This window comes from Bacillus sp. DNRA2 (assembly GCF_012843265.1).
GTDB lineage: Bacteria > Bacillota > Bacilli > Bacillales > Cytobacillaceae > Bacillus_BU.
On record NZ_JABAIT010000017.1, the window covers coordinates 1 to 15,723 of the forward strand.

Annotated in this window: 15 protein-coding genes; 9 read left to right on the forward strand and 6 right to left on the reverse strand. The window is 34.8% G+C overall.

Annotated features, from left to right (window positions below):
• Window positions 1-135: 135 nt before the first annotated feature.
• Complete coding sequence (locus HHO41_RS14520; RefSeq protein WP_169099888.1) at window positions 136-345, reverse strand: YdiK family protein; 210 nt, start codon at window positions 343-345, stop codon at window positions 136-138.
• Window positions 342-1,073 (reverse strand): CPBP family intramembrane glutamic endopeptidase, encoded by a 732-nt coding sequence (locus tag HHO41_RS14525; protein ID WP_169099890.1) that lies wholly within the window; start codon window positions 1,071-1,073, stop codon window positions 342-344. Before HHO41_RS14525 ends, HHO41_RS14520 begins: the two co-directional genes overlap by 4 nt.
• Window positions 1,074-1,427: 354 nt before the next feature.
• On the opposite strand from HHO41_RS14525, the gene groES reads away from it, so the two are divergent.
• Both groES and groL read left to right on the forward strand, forming a co-directional pair.
• Entirely contained in the window at window positions 1,428-1,715 is a 288-nt protein-coding gene (gene groES, locus HHO41_RS14530) for a co-chaperone GroES (RefSeq protein ID WP_169099892.1), read from the forward strand.
• 59 nt (window positions 1,716-1,774) lie between these two features.
• On the forward strand, window positions 1,775-3,403 hold the full coding sequence (groL, locus tag HHO41_RS14535) for a chaperonin GroEL (protein WP_169099894.1): 1,629 nt from the start codon (window positions 1,775-1,777) through the stop codon (window positions 3,401-3,403).
• An 82-nt stretch (window positions 3,404-3,485) separates the two neighbouring features.
• Here groL and HHO41_RS14540 read toward each other — a convergent pair whose 3' ends face one another.
• Complete coding sequence (locus tag HHO41_RS14540; protein WP_169099896.1) at window positions 3,486-4,697, reverse strand: tyrosine-type recombinase/integrase; 1,212 nt, start codon at window positions 4,695-4,697, stop codon at window positions 3,486-3,488.
• Between the two features lie 389 nt (window positions 4,698-5,086).
• On the opposite strand from HHO41_RS14540, the gene HHO41_RS14545 reads away from it, so the two are divergent.
• On the forward strand, window positions 5,087-5,398 hold the full coding sequence (locus HHO41_RS14545; protein ID WP_348981285.1) for a nucleotidyltransferase family protein: 312 nt from the start codon (window positions 5,087-5,089) through the stop codon (window positions 5,396-5,398).
• Between the two features lie 286 nt (window positions 5,399-5,684).
• Here the strand turns inward: HHO41_RS14545 and istB are convergent, their stop codons facing one another.
• On the reverse strand, window positions 5,685-6,443 hold the full coding sequence (gene istB, locus HHO41_RS14550; protein ID WP_169099898.1) for an IS21-like element helper ATPase IstB: 759 nt from the start codon (window positions 6,441-6,443) through the stop codon (window positions 5,685-5,687).
• Window positions 6,440-7,969 carry an IS21 family transposase gene (gene istA, locus HHO41_RS14555; RefSeq protein WP_169099900.1) on the reverse strand — a complete coding sequence of 510 codons (1,530 nt, stop codon included), beginning with the start codon at window positions 7,967-7,969 and terminating at the stop codon, window positions 6,440-6,442. Before istA ends, istB begins: the two co-directional genes overlap by 4 nt.
• Before the next feature lie 415 nt (window positions 7,970-8,384).
• On the opposite strand from istA, the gene HHO41_RS14560 reads away from it, so the two are divergent.
• From HHO41_RS14560 to HHO41_RS14570, 4 genes are all read left to right on the forward strand, one after another.
• Entirely contained in the window at window positions 8,385-9,911 is a 1,527-nt protein-coding gene (locus HHO41_RS14560) for a hypothetical protein (RefSeq protein WP_248278477.1), read from the forward strand.
• A 119-nt stretch (window positions 9,912-10,030) separates the two neighbouring features.
• On the forward strand, window positions 10,031-10,369 hold the full coding sequence (locus HHO41_RS22405; protein WP_248278478.1) for a hypothetical protein: 339 nt from the start codon (window positions 10,031-10,033) through the stop codon (window positions 10,367-10,369).
• A gap of 148 nt (window positions 10,370-10,517) precedes the next feature.
• Window positions 10,518-11,540: a hypothetical protein gene (locus HHO41_RS14565; protein WP_169099902.1), complete on the forward strand. Its 1,023-nt coding sequence runs from the start codon at window positions 10,518-10,520 to the stop codon at window positions 11,538-11,540.
• Window positions 11,541-12,068: 528 nt separating this feature from the next.
• Window positions 12,069-12,971 (forward strand): DUF4839 domain-containing protein, encoded by a 903-nt coding sequence (locus tag HHO41_RS14570; RefSeq protein WP_169099904.1) that lies wholly within the window; start codon window positions 12,069-12,071, stop codon window positions 12,969-12,971.
• A gap of 193 nt (window positions 12,972-13,164) precedes the next feature.
• On the opposite strand, the gene HHO41_RS14575 is transcribed toward HHO41_RS14570, so the two are convergent.
• Window positions 13,165-13,926, reverse strand: a complete 762-nt coding sequence (locus HHO41_RS14575; protein WP_169099906.1) for a restriction endonuclease — start codon at window positions 13,924-13,926, stop codon at window positions 13,165-13,167.
• Between the two features lie 194 nt (window positions 13,927-14,120).
• Here HHO41_RS14575 and HHO41_RS14580 point away from each other — a divergent pair, with 194 nt between their 5' ends.
• Window positions 14,121-14,972, forward strand: coding sequence for a hypothetical protein (locus HHO41_RS14580; protein WP_169099908.1), 852 nt, complete (start codon window positions 14,121-14,123; stop codon window positions 14,970-14,972).
• Between the two features lie 40 nt (window positions 14,973-15,012).
• Window positions 15,013-15,717: a hypothetical protein gene (locus HHO41_RS14585; RefSeq protein ID WP_169099910.1), complete on the forward strand. Its 705-nt coding sequence runs from the start codon at window positions 15,013-15,015 to the stop codon at window positions 15,715-15,717.
• The last annotated feature ends 6 nt before the right edge of the window (window positions 15,718-15,723 follow it).

The window sequence follows — 15,723 nt, forward strand, 5'->3', positions numbered from 1 at the left end:
TCATCCCCAACGGGGATAATTATGGAGGAGCCGTATGCGATGACCCGCACGTACGGAACTGTGAGAGGCGCATGAGTAATTCATGCGCCTACTCTATTTAATTAATAATTGGAAAAAAACATTGTTCATCCGATCTCATTTTTTTTGCTGTTGAAGTATCTTCTTTAATTTAAAATGCAGGGCAACTAGTCTTAAGCCTGTGCCAAAGTCAAAAGTGGCCAGAAGAACTAGGACATAGCTGAAAAAATCCCAGCCATATTCATTTACATTTTCAATTGCAAAATATGTGAATAAACAGGCTAATATTATATGGATTACACCTGAAATTAAGGGTGTCCTTATCATAGGAATCCTCCGATAAAACTTTGAATTTTTTCTGATTGTTCAATGTACCGATTAATATCTTCTTTAAAAACGGATTGAACAAGCACAACGAACGTATTCATGGCTACATGGGCAAAAATAGGAACGATGATTCGCTTTGTTTTTACATAAAGAAAGGCGAAGGTGAAGCCCATCGCAGAATAAAGTAGCGTATGTTCCAGTTCCATGTGTGCCAAAGAGAAAATAACAGAACTAATCAGTGCAGAAAGGAAAAAGTTTAAGCGCTGATAAAGTGTACCAAAGATAATTTTCCGAAATACAATTTCTTCAAGGATTGGACCTATTATCGAACTAACAAAAATCATAACTGGAAACGATTCTATAATACGAACGATTTGTTGGGTGTTTTCAGAGCCTGTTTTAATCCCCATCATCGATTCAATTGCACCGGCAAAGCCTTGGGCAAATAGTGCGATGAATAATCCGAATACCGCCCAAAAAACAGATGTTGAGATGTCGGTTTTATCGCGAGTATTATTTTGGGAATATTCTTTCCGTAATATCCATAAAACGAGTATCAGTGTAATCGCAAAACTGGCAACAAGCCATATTGGTACTGATAATTTCTGCATCTCAGCAGTTGATTTACCCAGTGAGGTACCAATAAAGATGGTTAAAGGAATGCCAAAAAAGCTCGAGAGCTGCATAGCTATATAGGCGATTAAGACAAAACCATATTCTTTCTTCAAATTATGTTTCTCCTTTATAAAACTGATGCAATAAGTCTAATTGTACTCATAAACCGCCCAAGGATTCAATTAATGACTATTATCTTCATTAATTTTTCTTTCATTTAGAATAAAATTGGAAATATGTAGCATACTCTTTAAGGTTGAGTAATTTTACGTGTAGTGTCTAGTTCCAGCGGCTAGGGGCTCGGGTCACAAGCCCCTGAGCAAGCCGCTTCCACTTTTCCGTTAAAATTTTTATACATGATACTTGCAAAAGTAGAGGTTATTAATTATTATAATAATTGTGTTAGCACTCAAGTAGAGAGAGTGCTAATAATGAAATTTCATAGATATTTGAGGAGGTTGTTTTACTTGTTAAAGCCACTTGGTGATCGTATTGTTATTGAGCTTGTTGAAACAGAGGAAAAAACTGCAAGCGGGATCGTACTACCTGACACTGCAAAGGAAAAACCGCAAGAAGGAAAAGTTGTAGCAGTTGGTTCAGGACGTGTACTTGATAGCGGCGAGCGTGTAGCAGTAGAAGTTGCTGTGGGCGATCGCATTATCTTCTCAAAATACTCAGGTACAGAAGTAAAATACCAAGGTACAGAATACTTAATCTTACGTGAAAATGACATTCTTGCTGTAGTTGGCGAGTAATTGGATCGATAGACCGATAAATATACTTAATTAACCATTTAGAGGAGGTAATTTTTACAATGGCAAAAGATATTAAATTCAGTGAAGATGCACGTCGTGCGATGCTTCGTGGTGTTGATACACTTGCAAATGCAGTAAAAGTAACTCTTGGACCTAAAGGACGCAACGTGGTTCTAGAGAAAAAATTCGGTTCACCACTTATCACAAATGATGGTGTAACAATCGCAAAAGAAATCGAGCTTGAAGACGCATTCGAAAACATGGGTGCGAAGCTTGTTGCTGAAGTAGCAAGCAAAACAAACGATGTTGCGGGTGACGGTACGACTACTGCAACAGTTCTAGCTCAAGCTATGATTCGTGAAGGTCTTAAAAACGTAACTGCTGGTGCAAACCCAATGGGAATCCGCAAAGGGATCGAAAAAGCAGTTGCAACAGCTGTAACAGAATTAAAAGAAATCTCTAAACCAATCGAAGGTAAAGCATCTATCGCACAAGTTGCTGCAATTTCTTCTGCTGACGAAGAAGTAGGTCAATTAATCGCAGAAGCTATGGAGCGCGTTGGTAACGATGGTGTTATCACAATCGAAGAATCAAAAGGTTTCACAACTGAATTAGACGTAGTAGAAGGTATGCAATTTGACCGTGGCTACGCTTCAGCTTACATGGTAACTAACACAGAGAAAATGGAAGCTGTTTTAGAGAATCCATATATCTTAATCACTGACAAAAAGATTTCTAACATTCAAGAAATCCTACCAGTGCTTGAGCAAGTTGTTCAACAAGGTAAGCCATTATTATTAATCGCTGAAGATGTTGAAGGTGAAGCATTATCAACATTAGTATTGAACAAACTTCGCGGTACATTCAATGCTGTAGCTGTTAAAGCTCCTGGCTTCGGTGACCGTCGTAAAGCAATGCTTGAAGATATCGCTATTTTAACTGGAGCAGAAGTTATCACTGAAGAGCTTGGCCGTGAGCTTAAATCTGCAACAATCGCTTCACTTGGTCGTGCTTCAAAAGTTGTTGTTACAAAAGAAAATACAACAATCGTTGAAGGTGCTGGTGATTCGGCAGCTATTCAAGCACGTGTTAATCAAATCCGTGTTCAATTCGAAGAAACTACTTCAGAATTTGACCGTGAAAAATTACAAGAACGCCTAGCTAAATTAGCAGGTGGTGTGGCAGTTGTTAAAGTTGGTGCTGCTACTGAAACTGAATTAAAAGAGCGCAAGCTTCGCATCGAGGATGCCCTAAACTCTACTCGCGCAGCAGTAGAAGAAGGTATCGTATCTGGTGGTGGTGTTGCCCTTCTTAACGTATACAATAAAGTGGCTGCTATCCAAGCAGAAGGCGACGAAGCAACTGGTGTAAATATCGTTCTTCGCGCAATGGAAGAGCCATTACGTACAATTGCTCACAACGCAGGTCTTGAAGGCTCTGTTATCGTTGAGCGCTTAAAGCATGAAGAAGTAGGAACAGGCTTCAACGCTGCAAATGGCGAGTGGGTAAACATGATCCAAGCTGGTATCGTTGACCCAACTAAAGTAACTCGTTCAGCACTTCAAAACGCTGCATCTGTAGCGGCTATGTTCTTAACTACTGAAGCAGTAGTGGCTGACAAACCAGAACCAGCAGCACCAATGATGCCTGATATGGGCGGCATGGGTGGAATGGGCGGCATGATGTAATAGCCCCCTCAAACCCTTGATATGACTGGGTTTTTAAGTAAGATGAGAGTGGTTTGCTAACATTTTGCTAACATAGAGGAAATTAACGGAGGCTTCTCATGAGTTCAGCGAACTTTTGAGAGGCTTCTTTTTTCATTTCTTGGGTTACGTGGAGATACACATTTTTCGTGATTTGATCATCGGAATGGCCAAGTCGGTCCATGATTTGTTCGAGTGAGACACCAGCCTCAGCAAGAAGTGACGTATGAGTATGTCTTAAACTATGCGGTGTTAAGTCTTCGTTTAGACCAGCAATTGCTAGCAGCCGTTTCATTCGATCTCGTACGTTTTTAACTACAATGGGATAACCATAATGCCGTTCCATTTTGGCAAAGATAAAATCTTTGTTATGGTAAGCAGCACCTAAGCGCTTGATGACTTCATCTTGAACCTTTTTATGCTCCTTTAAAGCATCAATCACCTCTTCGTCCACAATAATTTTTCGTCGTGATTTTCTCGTCTTCGGTGTGACTAGCTGATATTCCAAAGCATTATTTTTGGGATTGTAATATGTTTTGGTAATGCTAATGGTGTAGTTTTTAAAGTCTATATCCTTCCACTTAAGAGCAACCAATTCTCCAACCCTAATTCCTGTATAGGCTAATATCAAAAAAACTAAGTAATCATGTTCGCGGTCATTGGCTTTTGCTGTTTTTAAGAGTAAAGCAAGCTCTTCTTTTTCAAGGTACTTTGGTACTTCCTCTTCTTCCAACTGTTCAATCGTTTTTTTATCTTTTTTCACGTAAGCGAATTCAGTCGGGTCCTTTTTAAGTAGCTCTAGCTCTAGTGCCTTCCGGAAAATCATTCTTCCTGTACGATTAATTCCATCTCTTGTACTATCTGAGTAACCTCGGTCTTTAAGATCATTTAGAGCATCTTGATACATCTTTCTTGTGATGTCTTTTAACTTAAGTTTGGCAAAGTAGGGCAGTAATTTTCCAATTTCATGAAGGCGAACTCGAATCGTTCCAGGCTTTACATCTTTTGAATCACTGTAGACCGGAAGCCACTCCATTGCAAAGTCACTAAACGTTTTTTCTGTTTCCTCTAAATAGGTGCCTTGGTTTAATTCAAGAATGAGAGCGGCAGCAGCTTCTTCAGCTTCCTGTTTAGTAATAAACCCGCTTTTTACCTTTTGCTTTCTTTTGCCGGTAACTGGATCTAATCCAATATCAACGGTGAAAGCCCATTTTGAACCACAAGTGCATTTTTTCTTCTTGCACTTACAGCCTCTTCTGTAAAAATGTCCTTTCATTCAACAGCCTCACTTTCAAAGTATATTTGTGTTACTGAAAGAACATTATTTCCATAGGGAATGTCAAAAATTCCTTTTAAGACAATTTAAAAATTTTTAATTATGATATTAAATATATTTATTGAACTTTGGAGATGGTGGACGGGGGTTATCTTTGAAAAATTCTTGAAAAGTGAAACAATCAATTGTTAATTCGATTTTGTTGTAAATTACCTAAATTATAGAGGAGCACTGAAAGTGTGTAGTAAATAGTTCAAAAATGAAGTAAAAGAGATACAAGAGCAGTTAAAAGCGAACATAAAAGACAAGGAGCTATATAATTTAATTGAACAAATTGTAAAAGAAGATCCAGAATTGAAAAAATTGGTAGAAGAGGAGTGACTTTGTTGGTGGGAGGTATATCAAAACAAGCATTAGAAAAACAAATAACGGCATCAAAAAATTTTTTACAAGAGAGATACGGAATTATAAAACTTGGCATATTTGGCTCATATGCTCGTAATGAACAAAAAGCATCAAGCGATGTAGATGTTTTTATTGAATCTGAGAAAGCACTCGGTTTAGAATTCTTGTCAATCAAATATTATTTAGAGGATAAATTAGGCATTAAGGTTGATTTAGCAACCGAAGCAATGATAAAACCGCAAATTAGAGAGCAAATTTTCAATGAGATCATCTACCTATGGGGCGATAACGAATAACAGTCATAATTATTTACCATTATTTAGGATTGAAGTTTTGTAAATGTACTGAAAAAATCTTTAAGTTAGATAAAAATAAATGTTTTAGCTTTATTCAACAATCGGGCAAGATTATGAAGTAACTCTTGTATTGCGTATGTATTTGTCAATATTAAATTGAGCCAGAGTGATCACTTCAAAAGTGAGCCACTTCATTCTGTATTATTTCCATATTTGGGGGAGGATTAGGAGTTTAGGGGAGTTTGCCCCGAGGGGCAAACTCCCCTAAACTCCTCGCGCGCCCAGACTACTGGTCACTCTCTTCCCTTTGCTTCATACTTTGTCTAAACCGATAAGATTCTCCATTTAGCAGGAGGATATGAGCCCTATGTGTAAGGCGGTCTAGAAGGGCTGCAGTCATTTTTTCATCTCCAAATATTGAGGTCCATTCCGTAAATTCTAGATTCGTAGTTATCATTACACTTGCTCTCTCATATCGACCTGCAAAGAATTGGAACAGGAGCTCTGACCCAATTTTCGTGAATGGCACATAGCCAAGTTCATCAATTATGATCAAATCAAATTTGAGCCATCTCTTTTCTAATGCTCCAAGCTTATGTTCTTCATTTGCCAAAAGTAATTCTTCTACTAATTCTGCTGCGGAGATAAACTTAACCTTATAACCATTTTTAATCATTTCAATGCCGAGCCCCGTTGCCAGGTGCGACTTTCCGGTCCCACTGTTACCTAAAAAAATTATGTTTTCCTTTTTCTCCACAAAATCTCCTTTTGATAAGGTAAGAAAACGATTCCTATTCAGACTTGGCATCAAACTAAAATCATAACTATCTAGTGTTTTTTGGACAGGAAAAGCAGCTTGTTTTAGCCTTCTTTGTCTTTGATTTTCTTCTCTAGATTCTGATTCTGCTTCTAGTAAGGCCAATAGAAATTCCTCGTAGCTTAAATTACGATCCTCAGCCTCTCTTGCGAGAGAACGATATTGTGCTGCAATAGTAGGAATCCTTAGTTGTTTAGTTAAGTGGTCTAAAAGTAATTCAGTTGTCATTTTCCTGCGCCTCCCGTCAATTGACCGTACTGTTCTATATTGGACTTATTCACTTTGTAATCAAGGAGATTGACAGGTGTTTTGTCCATAGGAAGAGTACTGATTGGTGTGAACTGGTTTGTAAGCCTATGTATGATTTCATGAACCTTCTCATACCGGAAAACTTGCGATTTCTCTGCTTCCAATAAGGCTTTCGTTAAATTATCCATACCAATATCACGATGGAGGAGGAGAAGTCGAATGAACTTTCTATCACCAACAGAGCCTTCTTGCTCGCGCATTTTTAAATGGAATCTCTTGAAAATATCTGGGATTTCAGTGGATTGGAATGCGTGAGCGTCTCGGATTGCCCGTGGTTTTTTAAGTAATACTTCTAGATAATGATCAAGAACGGTGATCATCTGATTACGATCATAGGAGCGAGTATGTTCTGCGATCACACGGTTTTGAGCCACTACGATTACACGATCGGCAAAAATTTTTGCCCATACAGCTTGACCAACATAGCTACTTGGTACAGAATAACGATTGGTTTCCACTGTAATAAGGGAAGTTTTATTAACTTTACATGATATAAGCTTACAAGCTTCAAAGCGATTCGTTGGAAGGGGATGAAGGTACTCTTTTTCTTTCTCCCACATTTCTAAGACAGTCTCTAATTTATTTGGGACGTGAGTCCTTCCGGCCTCTTTTAAACACCAATCTATGAGATAGTCATTCAGTTCTTTTACTGATTGAACTTCAGGTAAAGGTACCAAGGCATTTCTTCTTATGTAACCTACCGTGCCCTCAACTCTCCCTTTTTCGTTCCCACTTGCAGGATTACAGAATTCAGCTTTAAACACGTAATGTGCTTGAAGCCCAATAAAAGACTCCTGTTCTAGCCGATCTCTTCCTTGTAAGATTTTCAGTACAGCTGTTTTAAGATTATCTAGTAGACCCTCTGTTGGTACACCCCCTACAAACTCAAACGCGTGAACAAAACCATCCAGGAAAGCTTCCTGTTTTTCGTGGAGATACGCTCTGACAAACCGCATACGGCTGGCGGAAAGCTGAACGCAGAAGAGAAAAATGCGTTGTTTTCGACCCTGTAGAATAATATCCGCCTCTCCCCAGTCGAATTGGAATTGGTGGCCGAGTTGAAAATCCAAAGGAATAAACGCTTCCTGAATTTGTTGCCTGCGCTTGGCTACGATTTTACGTATGTTGGAGGCAGAGCCTTTAAAATCATATTCATCTTGTAATCTCTTAAAAATTTTGATTGCGGTATGCTTTTGTTTTCTCCAGTTCTTTTGATCTTCTTCTAACCATTGATCAATAATAGGAATAACCCTTTTGGTTTCTGGAGAATATTCTTTTGTTCCATAAACGTTTTTCCGTAAGACTGTTGTCGGTGCTGTATTGTTTTTTAGGTATTTACTTACAGTATTACGGGAGATTCCAAGTTTTGTCGCGATTTGTCTTTGCGATAAACCTTCAACCTCTTTTAGGAATTTGATATTATGAAATTGAGCCATTTCAATCATCCTTTTCGTCCTCTCAAATGAAGTAAGTTTGGTCACTTCCTATCATAAGAGAGGTTAATAGAATTGGAAATTAAGTGGCTCATTTTTTATGTGATCAAAACACTTAAAAGTGGCTCAAATCTAGATTATCAAAAACAGCGTAGTAGACTACATACTGTGCAACAACGCAAAAAAGGTCTTTATTTTATTTAGTTATATGAAAGAATTTAATGAAATTCACAAACAGGGAAAATTTGGATAATATAGATTTAGAAGTATGAACAGGAGAGGATGGAAGTTGGACAATATAGTGTTAAAGTCGCAGCAGATGTCTACGAGACTGATTCAATTTTGCTTATACATGTGTGTCTATATATATCAATATAGCCTATGAGATAATTGGATCACAAGTAATAATACAAAGGCTGGTGAGGTATTGAATACAAAAGCTTTTTATGAACTAATGGATGTTTTAAAAAATCATGATATGATTGATGCTTTTATAAAAAAACATACATTGCGAGAAATATTGTTTGCTTTTAAGGGCAATGGATTAGGGGTAAATGCTTACCCGGATTCAAAATCATATGAGAGTTATTTAGAGTTAATAAGAAAAATTTATTCAAGTGATTTGACACAAAATGAGTTGTCTGAAATTGAAAGATATGAAAATGATATAAAAGCGTTTAATGACTTGTTTGAAGATTACTACAATAAAGATGAATTTAATGAAGTTATAAAAGTTCCAGATCAAAATAAACTTTTTGCTTTCCTAATAGTTTTTGAAATCTATGTAAGAGCATTAAAGGATCTTAGGTTTAATGGTGGTAAAAATAAAGACTTTTATGGAGATGTAGACATACAGAAAAATATTAAGGGAAAGGCTACAGGCATCGATAAATTATCTGCTAATCAGTTAACTGATGTTATTGATTATACTTTGCAACAAGCAAGTAAAGTTGTTCAAGCTTTCATTTTTCACGGATACCTTTACGATAATAACAAATTTAAATGTTGTGGAATAGAAGAAGAGATAGAATGGACTGATATTGAGAAATCAATCCAATACCTCCATTTAATAGATATAAGAAATGTTCTATTTGATGCCCTAGAAGACTGGAAGTTTGGCAATTATAAATTGGTATGTAATGGACAATACACTAATATTACCCCAAATGACTTAAAAAGTTTTTTAGACGAGAAAATAGAAATCCAACGGTTCGAATCATTTAGGCAAACAAATATCGTTAGTAACCGAGATGAGAATGTAATAATAAAACAAGATTCCAAAACTAACTCTTTTGCTCCAGATGCTTTTATAGATGAATGGGAAAAGGCATCATATGAGGAATATTTAGAGTATTTTTCAAGTGATAGTTTGGATTATAAAGTTAGTGGCATTGAACTTGTAAAATGGCTAAGGGCATATGCTATAGTTCGATACTATAATAGAGAATTTTTAAATAAAAATATATTTCCTGACAATGGTGTCCCAAACAGTTGGTTGTATATAACAACTCGCGATCATTGGATAAACATGTTTATTAAGCATGGTATAGACGGGGATAGTGCAAGATTTATATACAATAAATTAAAATTTAAAAAGAGCTCAGTAGATTGGTTTGACTCTCCATTTATTGAACTAGGAGAAAATGTTATAACCGTCCCATCACTTGTTAGTAACCTACAAGATGTAATAGCACTTACGTCTATGGCAACAAAGGAAGATATGAACCTTGACTTTAAGGGTTACTGTTATGAGGATAGAATTCTTAATGATTTAAGGAATAACCAAATTCCTGCTGTAAGTATTAAACGAAAAGTAGGAAACGATGTATATCAATGTGATGTGGCTTTTCTTTTAGGAAATGACTTATTTTTATGTGAGTGTAAACATACAACTCAGCCTTTACACAAAGAAAAAGGTATGATTTATATAATAAAAAAATACCAGAAGATGTAGAACAAACTAACAGAATATGTGACTTCTATAGTTCTAATTTAATTCACGTGATTGACGAGTTTAACAAGAATCAGGAATGTAATTTAGCAACAGATTGGAAGCCAAGGCGAATATATAGAATGGTTATATATCCTTGCAAACTAGCTAGAAAGTTAGAATTGGATAGAGTAATCATTACCGACTATACAGTTTTCACGACATTACTTTATAAAAGGTTGCCAACAATTTTTGAGAAAGGCAAGCCAATAAAACAGATAATGCCACCCAAAATGAAAGGTGTTTTTCAAGGGAAGGTTACTGCCAATAAGCTATTGAATTTTTTAGAAAATCCTTGGCAAATAGGCTATCAAAAAGCTGCAACTGAAATTGAGGATGAGGTAATACCAATCAATCATTTATTTTTAAGTAAGAAAAAAGCATTTAGAAAAATTGATAACTTTTATGAGTTAGTAAAGTAATACTGAACGTGGATGCTAATAACTTGTGTTATTAATGTTACTTCCAAGATACCCTTGTTTTGCGTAGTACAAATATACTATTTAAAAATCATGGAGACGATTACGTTAGTTTAGTGTCGTCTAGTGTTGGAAAGGAGAAATCTAAAAAATGTATAAAGCAAGTCTGCTTCTGAATATTAAGTGTATTTCAGATGCAAAAATATCCCAAATAAATGCTCTTAAACATGTAAGTGATTTTATACAATCGGCTTCGACTGAAGCAGCATATGGAGATAGTTTTTCACTGTTTGGTCATTTAAATGCAGCTGGTAAATACCTTTCAAGAGACTTCGAACAGATTGATAAAAACAATACGATTCTAAAATCATCTGATAGAAGGGTGGTACCTTTTCTTAGATCCCAACTATTTATTGCTTTAATCGCTAATCTCGAAGACTACTTTTCACAAATTATGAAAGAGATTTTACTTAGCTTTCCAGAAAAGATAACCACAAAGACTATTGAAAAAAACCAAATTTTTGATAGCAATAGTAAATTTCAATTAATCGAAAAGCTTGCAGTAAAAATGATAATGGATATTTTGTATAAATCACCTAGTGATTACCGAAAAGAATTTGAAAAAACAATCTCTGCAGAAGGAAATTTACTTGAACCCTTTTGGGAATCTTATGTAGAAATGAAGGCAACTCGAGATACCGGAATGCACGGAGGGTGGAAAGTAAATAGAACGTATATAGAAAAGGCAGGAAAAAAAGCAAGAACAACAACAGAAGGTGCATTTTTACCAATTACAAAAAAGTACTTTGATGAAGCATTAAAGTTAGGGGAACAAATAGTAGATTCAATATATAAGCATACATCTAATAAGTATAAAGGATGTACTTATTCATTTGCATTTAAAGAAATGTGGAATAAATCTTCCCTTAGTATAGTTGTTCCATTTGATGAGGCTTGGAACATAGAATCAGATTATATGACAAGACCAAAAAAGGATTTTAACTGGGGCTGGTCACATTCTGAAGTAATGCTGTATGAATTTTTTGAAAGCGTTTATTATGGTGAGGAGAAAATGCCACCTGTAACAAAATTGTTTGAAAGACTAAAGGAAAATGATGTCAAGATTATTAACTCATGGCTTGATTCTCCTTTTTTCTTTGGAAATATATTTTAAGTAAGATTGGTAATTTATTCTTATAAATTTAACAACTGAAAAATATTATTAATCCTCAAGTGTTTATAATGTGATGATAATTCCAATATTTCATCACATTAAACTTTTCAGCAATCGGGCGCGTATCCACAGCAAGGATAAGCGCCCATTTTACGTTTTGGGCCATATTGTTATAGAACAGAATTAATTGTAGAACGGTTCCGCAACATAGAAACAAAGGATATCTATCGAATGGATTACATTAAAGCTGAAATACGACCAGGAAATAGGATAGGGACACTTGACCAGTATAGGGAAGTATAGATATTTGTAAACTCAAATTGAAAAAACATATGAATAATACTAATTGTAATATTAGAAGGTAGTAGGAAATAGCTCTAGATATTAAAAGTCTCAAGCCATTTTACTGGTAATTATATCAGTAAAAAGGCAAATCAATGTGTTATGATAGTTTTGAATTTATTTGTATATTCAGGATAATTGAAAAGCAAATATTATTAAGTTAATACATAATTTAAGGGGGGCATTATGAAAAAACTTTTATTGTTCCTGTGTTTAATGGCCGCAATTATTATCATTTCAGCATGTTCTGCTGAACAAGAAAAAATGCTAAAAGTAAGCAAATCTTCTGATGAATTTGTTGGAGAAAATTATAAAACAGTCATTTCACAATTGGAAGAAACAGGATTTACCAATATTAAGACTAAGGTATTGGATGATTTAATTACTGGTTGGTTGACAAAGGATGGAGAAATTGAAAAAGTAGAGATTAATGGAGATACTGAGTTTAGTGCAAATGATAGTTTCCAAAAAAACTCCAAAATAGTCATTACATATCACACATTTCCAAGTGAAGAGGAAAGGGCCACCAAATCTACTGATGAAAAGAAAAAAGACATCAAGTCTACTGATGAAAATAAAAGGGATACCCAATCCACTGATGAAAAGAAAAGAGAAACCAAATCTACTGACGAAAAGAAAAAGGCTACCAAATCTACTGATGAAAAGAGTTCTAAGACCGTTGAACAATCAACCAATGATACATCGATATTAACGGTAAAAAATAATGAAGATCTTGCAGCACTCTTATCAGTCAAAAATGAGAACGATCCAATTATCGGTAAATTTGCAAAAAAATATGTTGGTAGAATCATTGAATTTGATGGAAATATTGCAAATATGATGCAACATGGCAATTATAAAACAAGATATAACATTTTAATTCTTGCAGGTGATTATAATGAAACCACTTTTAGTGGACCTAATTTTCAGTTCGAAAATGTCGGTGTCATTGATTTAAATCTTACTGGTTCTGAAATACCGGATAGTATTGGTGCGGGACAAAATCTTCATATTACTGCTGAAGTTGTAGAATACAATGAAACTTCTGAACTATTCCGACTTAAGCCAATAAATACTGAAATAAGATAAAAGTTATTTTAGGGCGTAGGAGTCGAATTTAAGATTCAGATAAAGCAGGCGGACCAACTTGATTGAAGGAATTAAGTACCATACTAAAAACAACATTGATGCAAAAACTAACCGTATAATAAATAATGATATTCAAAAAATCGGGCGCAGATCACAGCAAGGATTAGCGCCTTTTTTACATTCTAGGGCCAAATTAACAATATTTTTCAACATGGAGCTTCACATCAGTATTCTTGAAAAGCTCTTCAAATTGCTGAATTCCCTCCACACATTTTTGTTCTATGTGTTCAAAAAAATCAGTATAACTATTAAAGGAATAGTCATCAAAATGCTTTTGAGCTGTTTTGATGATGCTGTCAATTTGTTCTTTATGTGACAGTGACATACTAGCGATTTCTTCAAAAGTACTCTCATGAGAATAAATATAGTACCTTACATATTTTTCACATAACTTTTTGTACTGCGATATTTCATTTTTTGAGAGATGATCCAGATAGTCAGAAACATCTAAAGGATCGGTGTAAATGTGCAAGGGTTTTGCTGTATAATGTATACTTCTTATTCTGTTTTGCAACCAACGTTTTTCAAATAATGATAAAAACTCATCCCAAGAAAGTAAATGTATATTAGTGTTTTTAGTTGCCTCATATGCTCCTGATTGAAACCCTTTTTTAGCGATGATTAGACCGTATTGTGAACCATAGTCACTAACAACCGTTCTAAATGAGTGAATAACCGTTTGAGGGATATCAGTGTTCCAATATTTACATTCGATAAGGTACTCTGATGAAGGTGTGCTGTTGCTATCCTTTGCGAACACATCGATATCAACAGTACCTCTTACTGTTGCTATCTGTTTGCCACGTTCCGCATCAAATCCACATTCCTTTAATATTTTTGCAACTATTAGTTCTAAATCTTGCCAACTATTGGGTGATTCATGAACAATTTTCAATACAAAATCCTCCATAAACTACAATGTTATATAAATCTTATTAAATTATAGGATATCAAATTTTGATATCAAATAGTTAATGAGATTTTACTCTTTTATTCCGATAGGGCGCACTTCTGTAGTAAGAAATGTGCTCTTTCTTTATGTTTAGGGCCTGATTCTTCAAACATTCCTTTAAAGGAAATTAAAAATTCATGTTGAATTATAGAAGTGATTGTGAAGGTTACTATATATCGGATGCAGTTGAAACTAAAAAATTCTATGAAAATACAAAGGTTAATAGAGGTGCTGATGTGAACAATGGGTATGAGAGAAAAGTAATTTGTTTAAAGGATTATAAAAGTGCAAAGCTATTTGGAGAACTTCGAAAGTATCCTGATGTTTTCGAGTATTGCTTAATTCCTAATTATGAAGACAAATTTTCAGAATCTCATACTGAAAGCATTCAGATGGGGGATTGTTTTGCTAATTTGATTAAAAGTGGGGATCATTATGCCTTAATTTCAATTATCTTTAATGAGGAATGGAATGCTCAGGAAATTGGTGAATGGATAGAAAACTATGAAATAATCATTCACAAACCTACATCTTCACTAATAGAAATTCAAAAAATCGGCTCCATTATTGATGCAAAAAAATTTAAAAATCACACTTTAGTCTTATGTAAGCGAGGAACGGAATCAATATCATTAGATCCAGGTGAACTTGAAGAGGTTACAGAGGAATACGAAAAGTACAATAAGATAACCAATACTGGATTAGCTAAATCAGTTGAATTAGTTGATGATTTATTAGATAAGGATGACTGTTTAGGTCGTGAATACCCTGGCGTTTCTGATGAAGAAGATGAGCCATTATTTGAAGAGTTAATGGAGAACTTAAAATACTCTGAAATATTGAGAGGTCTATTAATTTTCTGTAAAAGTTGCTCTTTTGAAGGTGCAATAATACATTATAGAACGTTTGAAGTAGAAGAATCCTACTGTCCTTATTGTGGTTGTAAGATTGATGTTAATAATTGTAACTGGGTGAATGGTCCACTGTAAAATTACTGAAAAATTATAATATAGGAGAGTAGAGATTAACTTGAATTTAAAGAATCTTAAAGAAATGGTAAAACCTTTTGGAGATAATTCAGATTCACCATATTTCCGTCCTTTTGTATGTAATGGTGATGAATCTAACTATGATATTTTTTTAGTGGGTATTAATCCCGCAACCCCCATCTCTATGAAAGATATGGATATTGATAAGTACGTTAATTTACTAATCAAATATGATGATTTCTATAAGGAGTATCAGAAAATACGAGAGAATGCTGGCAAAACCACAATATCTCGAACGAGGAAAGGTACTGTAAATTTTGTAAATGAACTTGGAATGAAGACAGGAAAAGCAATCTTGGAAACAAACGTAATTCCATATCCAACCTCTAACATTAAAGAGCTCAAAGAAATACCAGACAATGTAAAAAAATATGCCATGAATTTATTTTATTCAGTCCTGATACAGTATACTCCAGAGGTAATTATTGTTTTTAGTAAAACAAGTCTTAAATATTTATTAGAAATTATGTGTGAACATAAAATTATTGAATCTAAGGTTAGTACAAAGAAACCTATTAAAGTAATTGAAGACAACTCCAATCCATTTATTCAATTTAGTTATTTGAATGGAAAAAAAGGAGCAATATTTGTTTGTAGACATCTGATGTATTATGGTGACAAGGGTAACAGTTTCTCGAAATTCAGGGAGAAGGTAATTAATTACCTAAATAGTGGTGGCAAATAGGTAAGA

What these genes read in the sequence shown, in the direction of transcription:
- istA (WP_169099900.1), bottom strand. Translation starts at nt 7,969, where the DNA reads ATGATTGAAATGGCTCAATTTCATAATATCAAATTCCTAAAAGAGGTT.
- istB (WP_169099898.1), bottom strand. Translation starts at nt 6,443, where the DNA reads ATGACAACTGAATTACTTTTAGACCACTTAACTAAACAACTAAGGATT.
- HHO41_RS14540 (WP_169099896.1), bottom strand. Translation starts at nt 4,697, where the DNA reads ATGAAAGGACATTTTTACAGAAGAGGCTGTAAGTGCAAGAAGAAAAAA.
- HHO41_RS14565 (WP_169099902.1), top strand. Translation starts at nt 10,518, where the DNA reads ATGTATAAAGCAAGTCTGCTTCTGAATATTAAGTGTATTTCAGATGCA.
- HHO41_RS22405 (WP_248278478.1), top strand. Translation starts at nt 10,031, where the DNA reads ATGGTTATATATCCTTGCAAACTAGCTAGAAAGTTAGAATTGGATAGA.
- HHO41_RS14520 (WP_169099888.1), bottom strand. Translation starts at nt 345, where the DNA reads ATGATAAGGACACCCTTAATTTCAGGTGTAATCCATATAATATTAGCC.
- HHO41_RS14580 (WP_169099908.1), top strand. Translation starts at nt 14,121, where the DNA reads ATGTTGAATTATAGAAGTGATTGTGAAGGTTACTATATATCGGATGCA.
- groL (WP_169099894.1), top strand. Translation starts at nt 1,775, where the DNA reads ATGGCAAAAGATATTAAATTCAGTGAAGATGCACGTCGTGCGATGCTT.
- HHO41_RS14570 (WP_169099904.1), top strand. Translation starts at nt 12,069, where the DNA reads ATGAAAAAACTTTTATTGTTCCTGTGTTTAATGGCCGCAATTATTATC.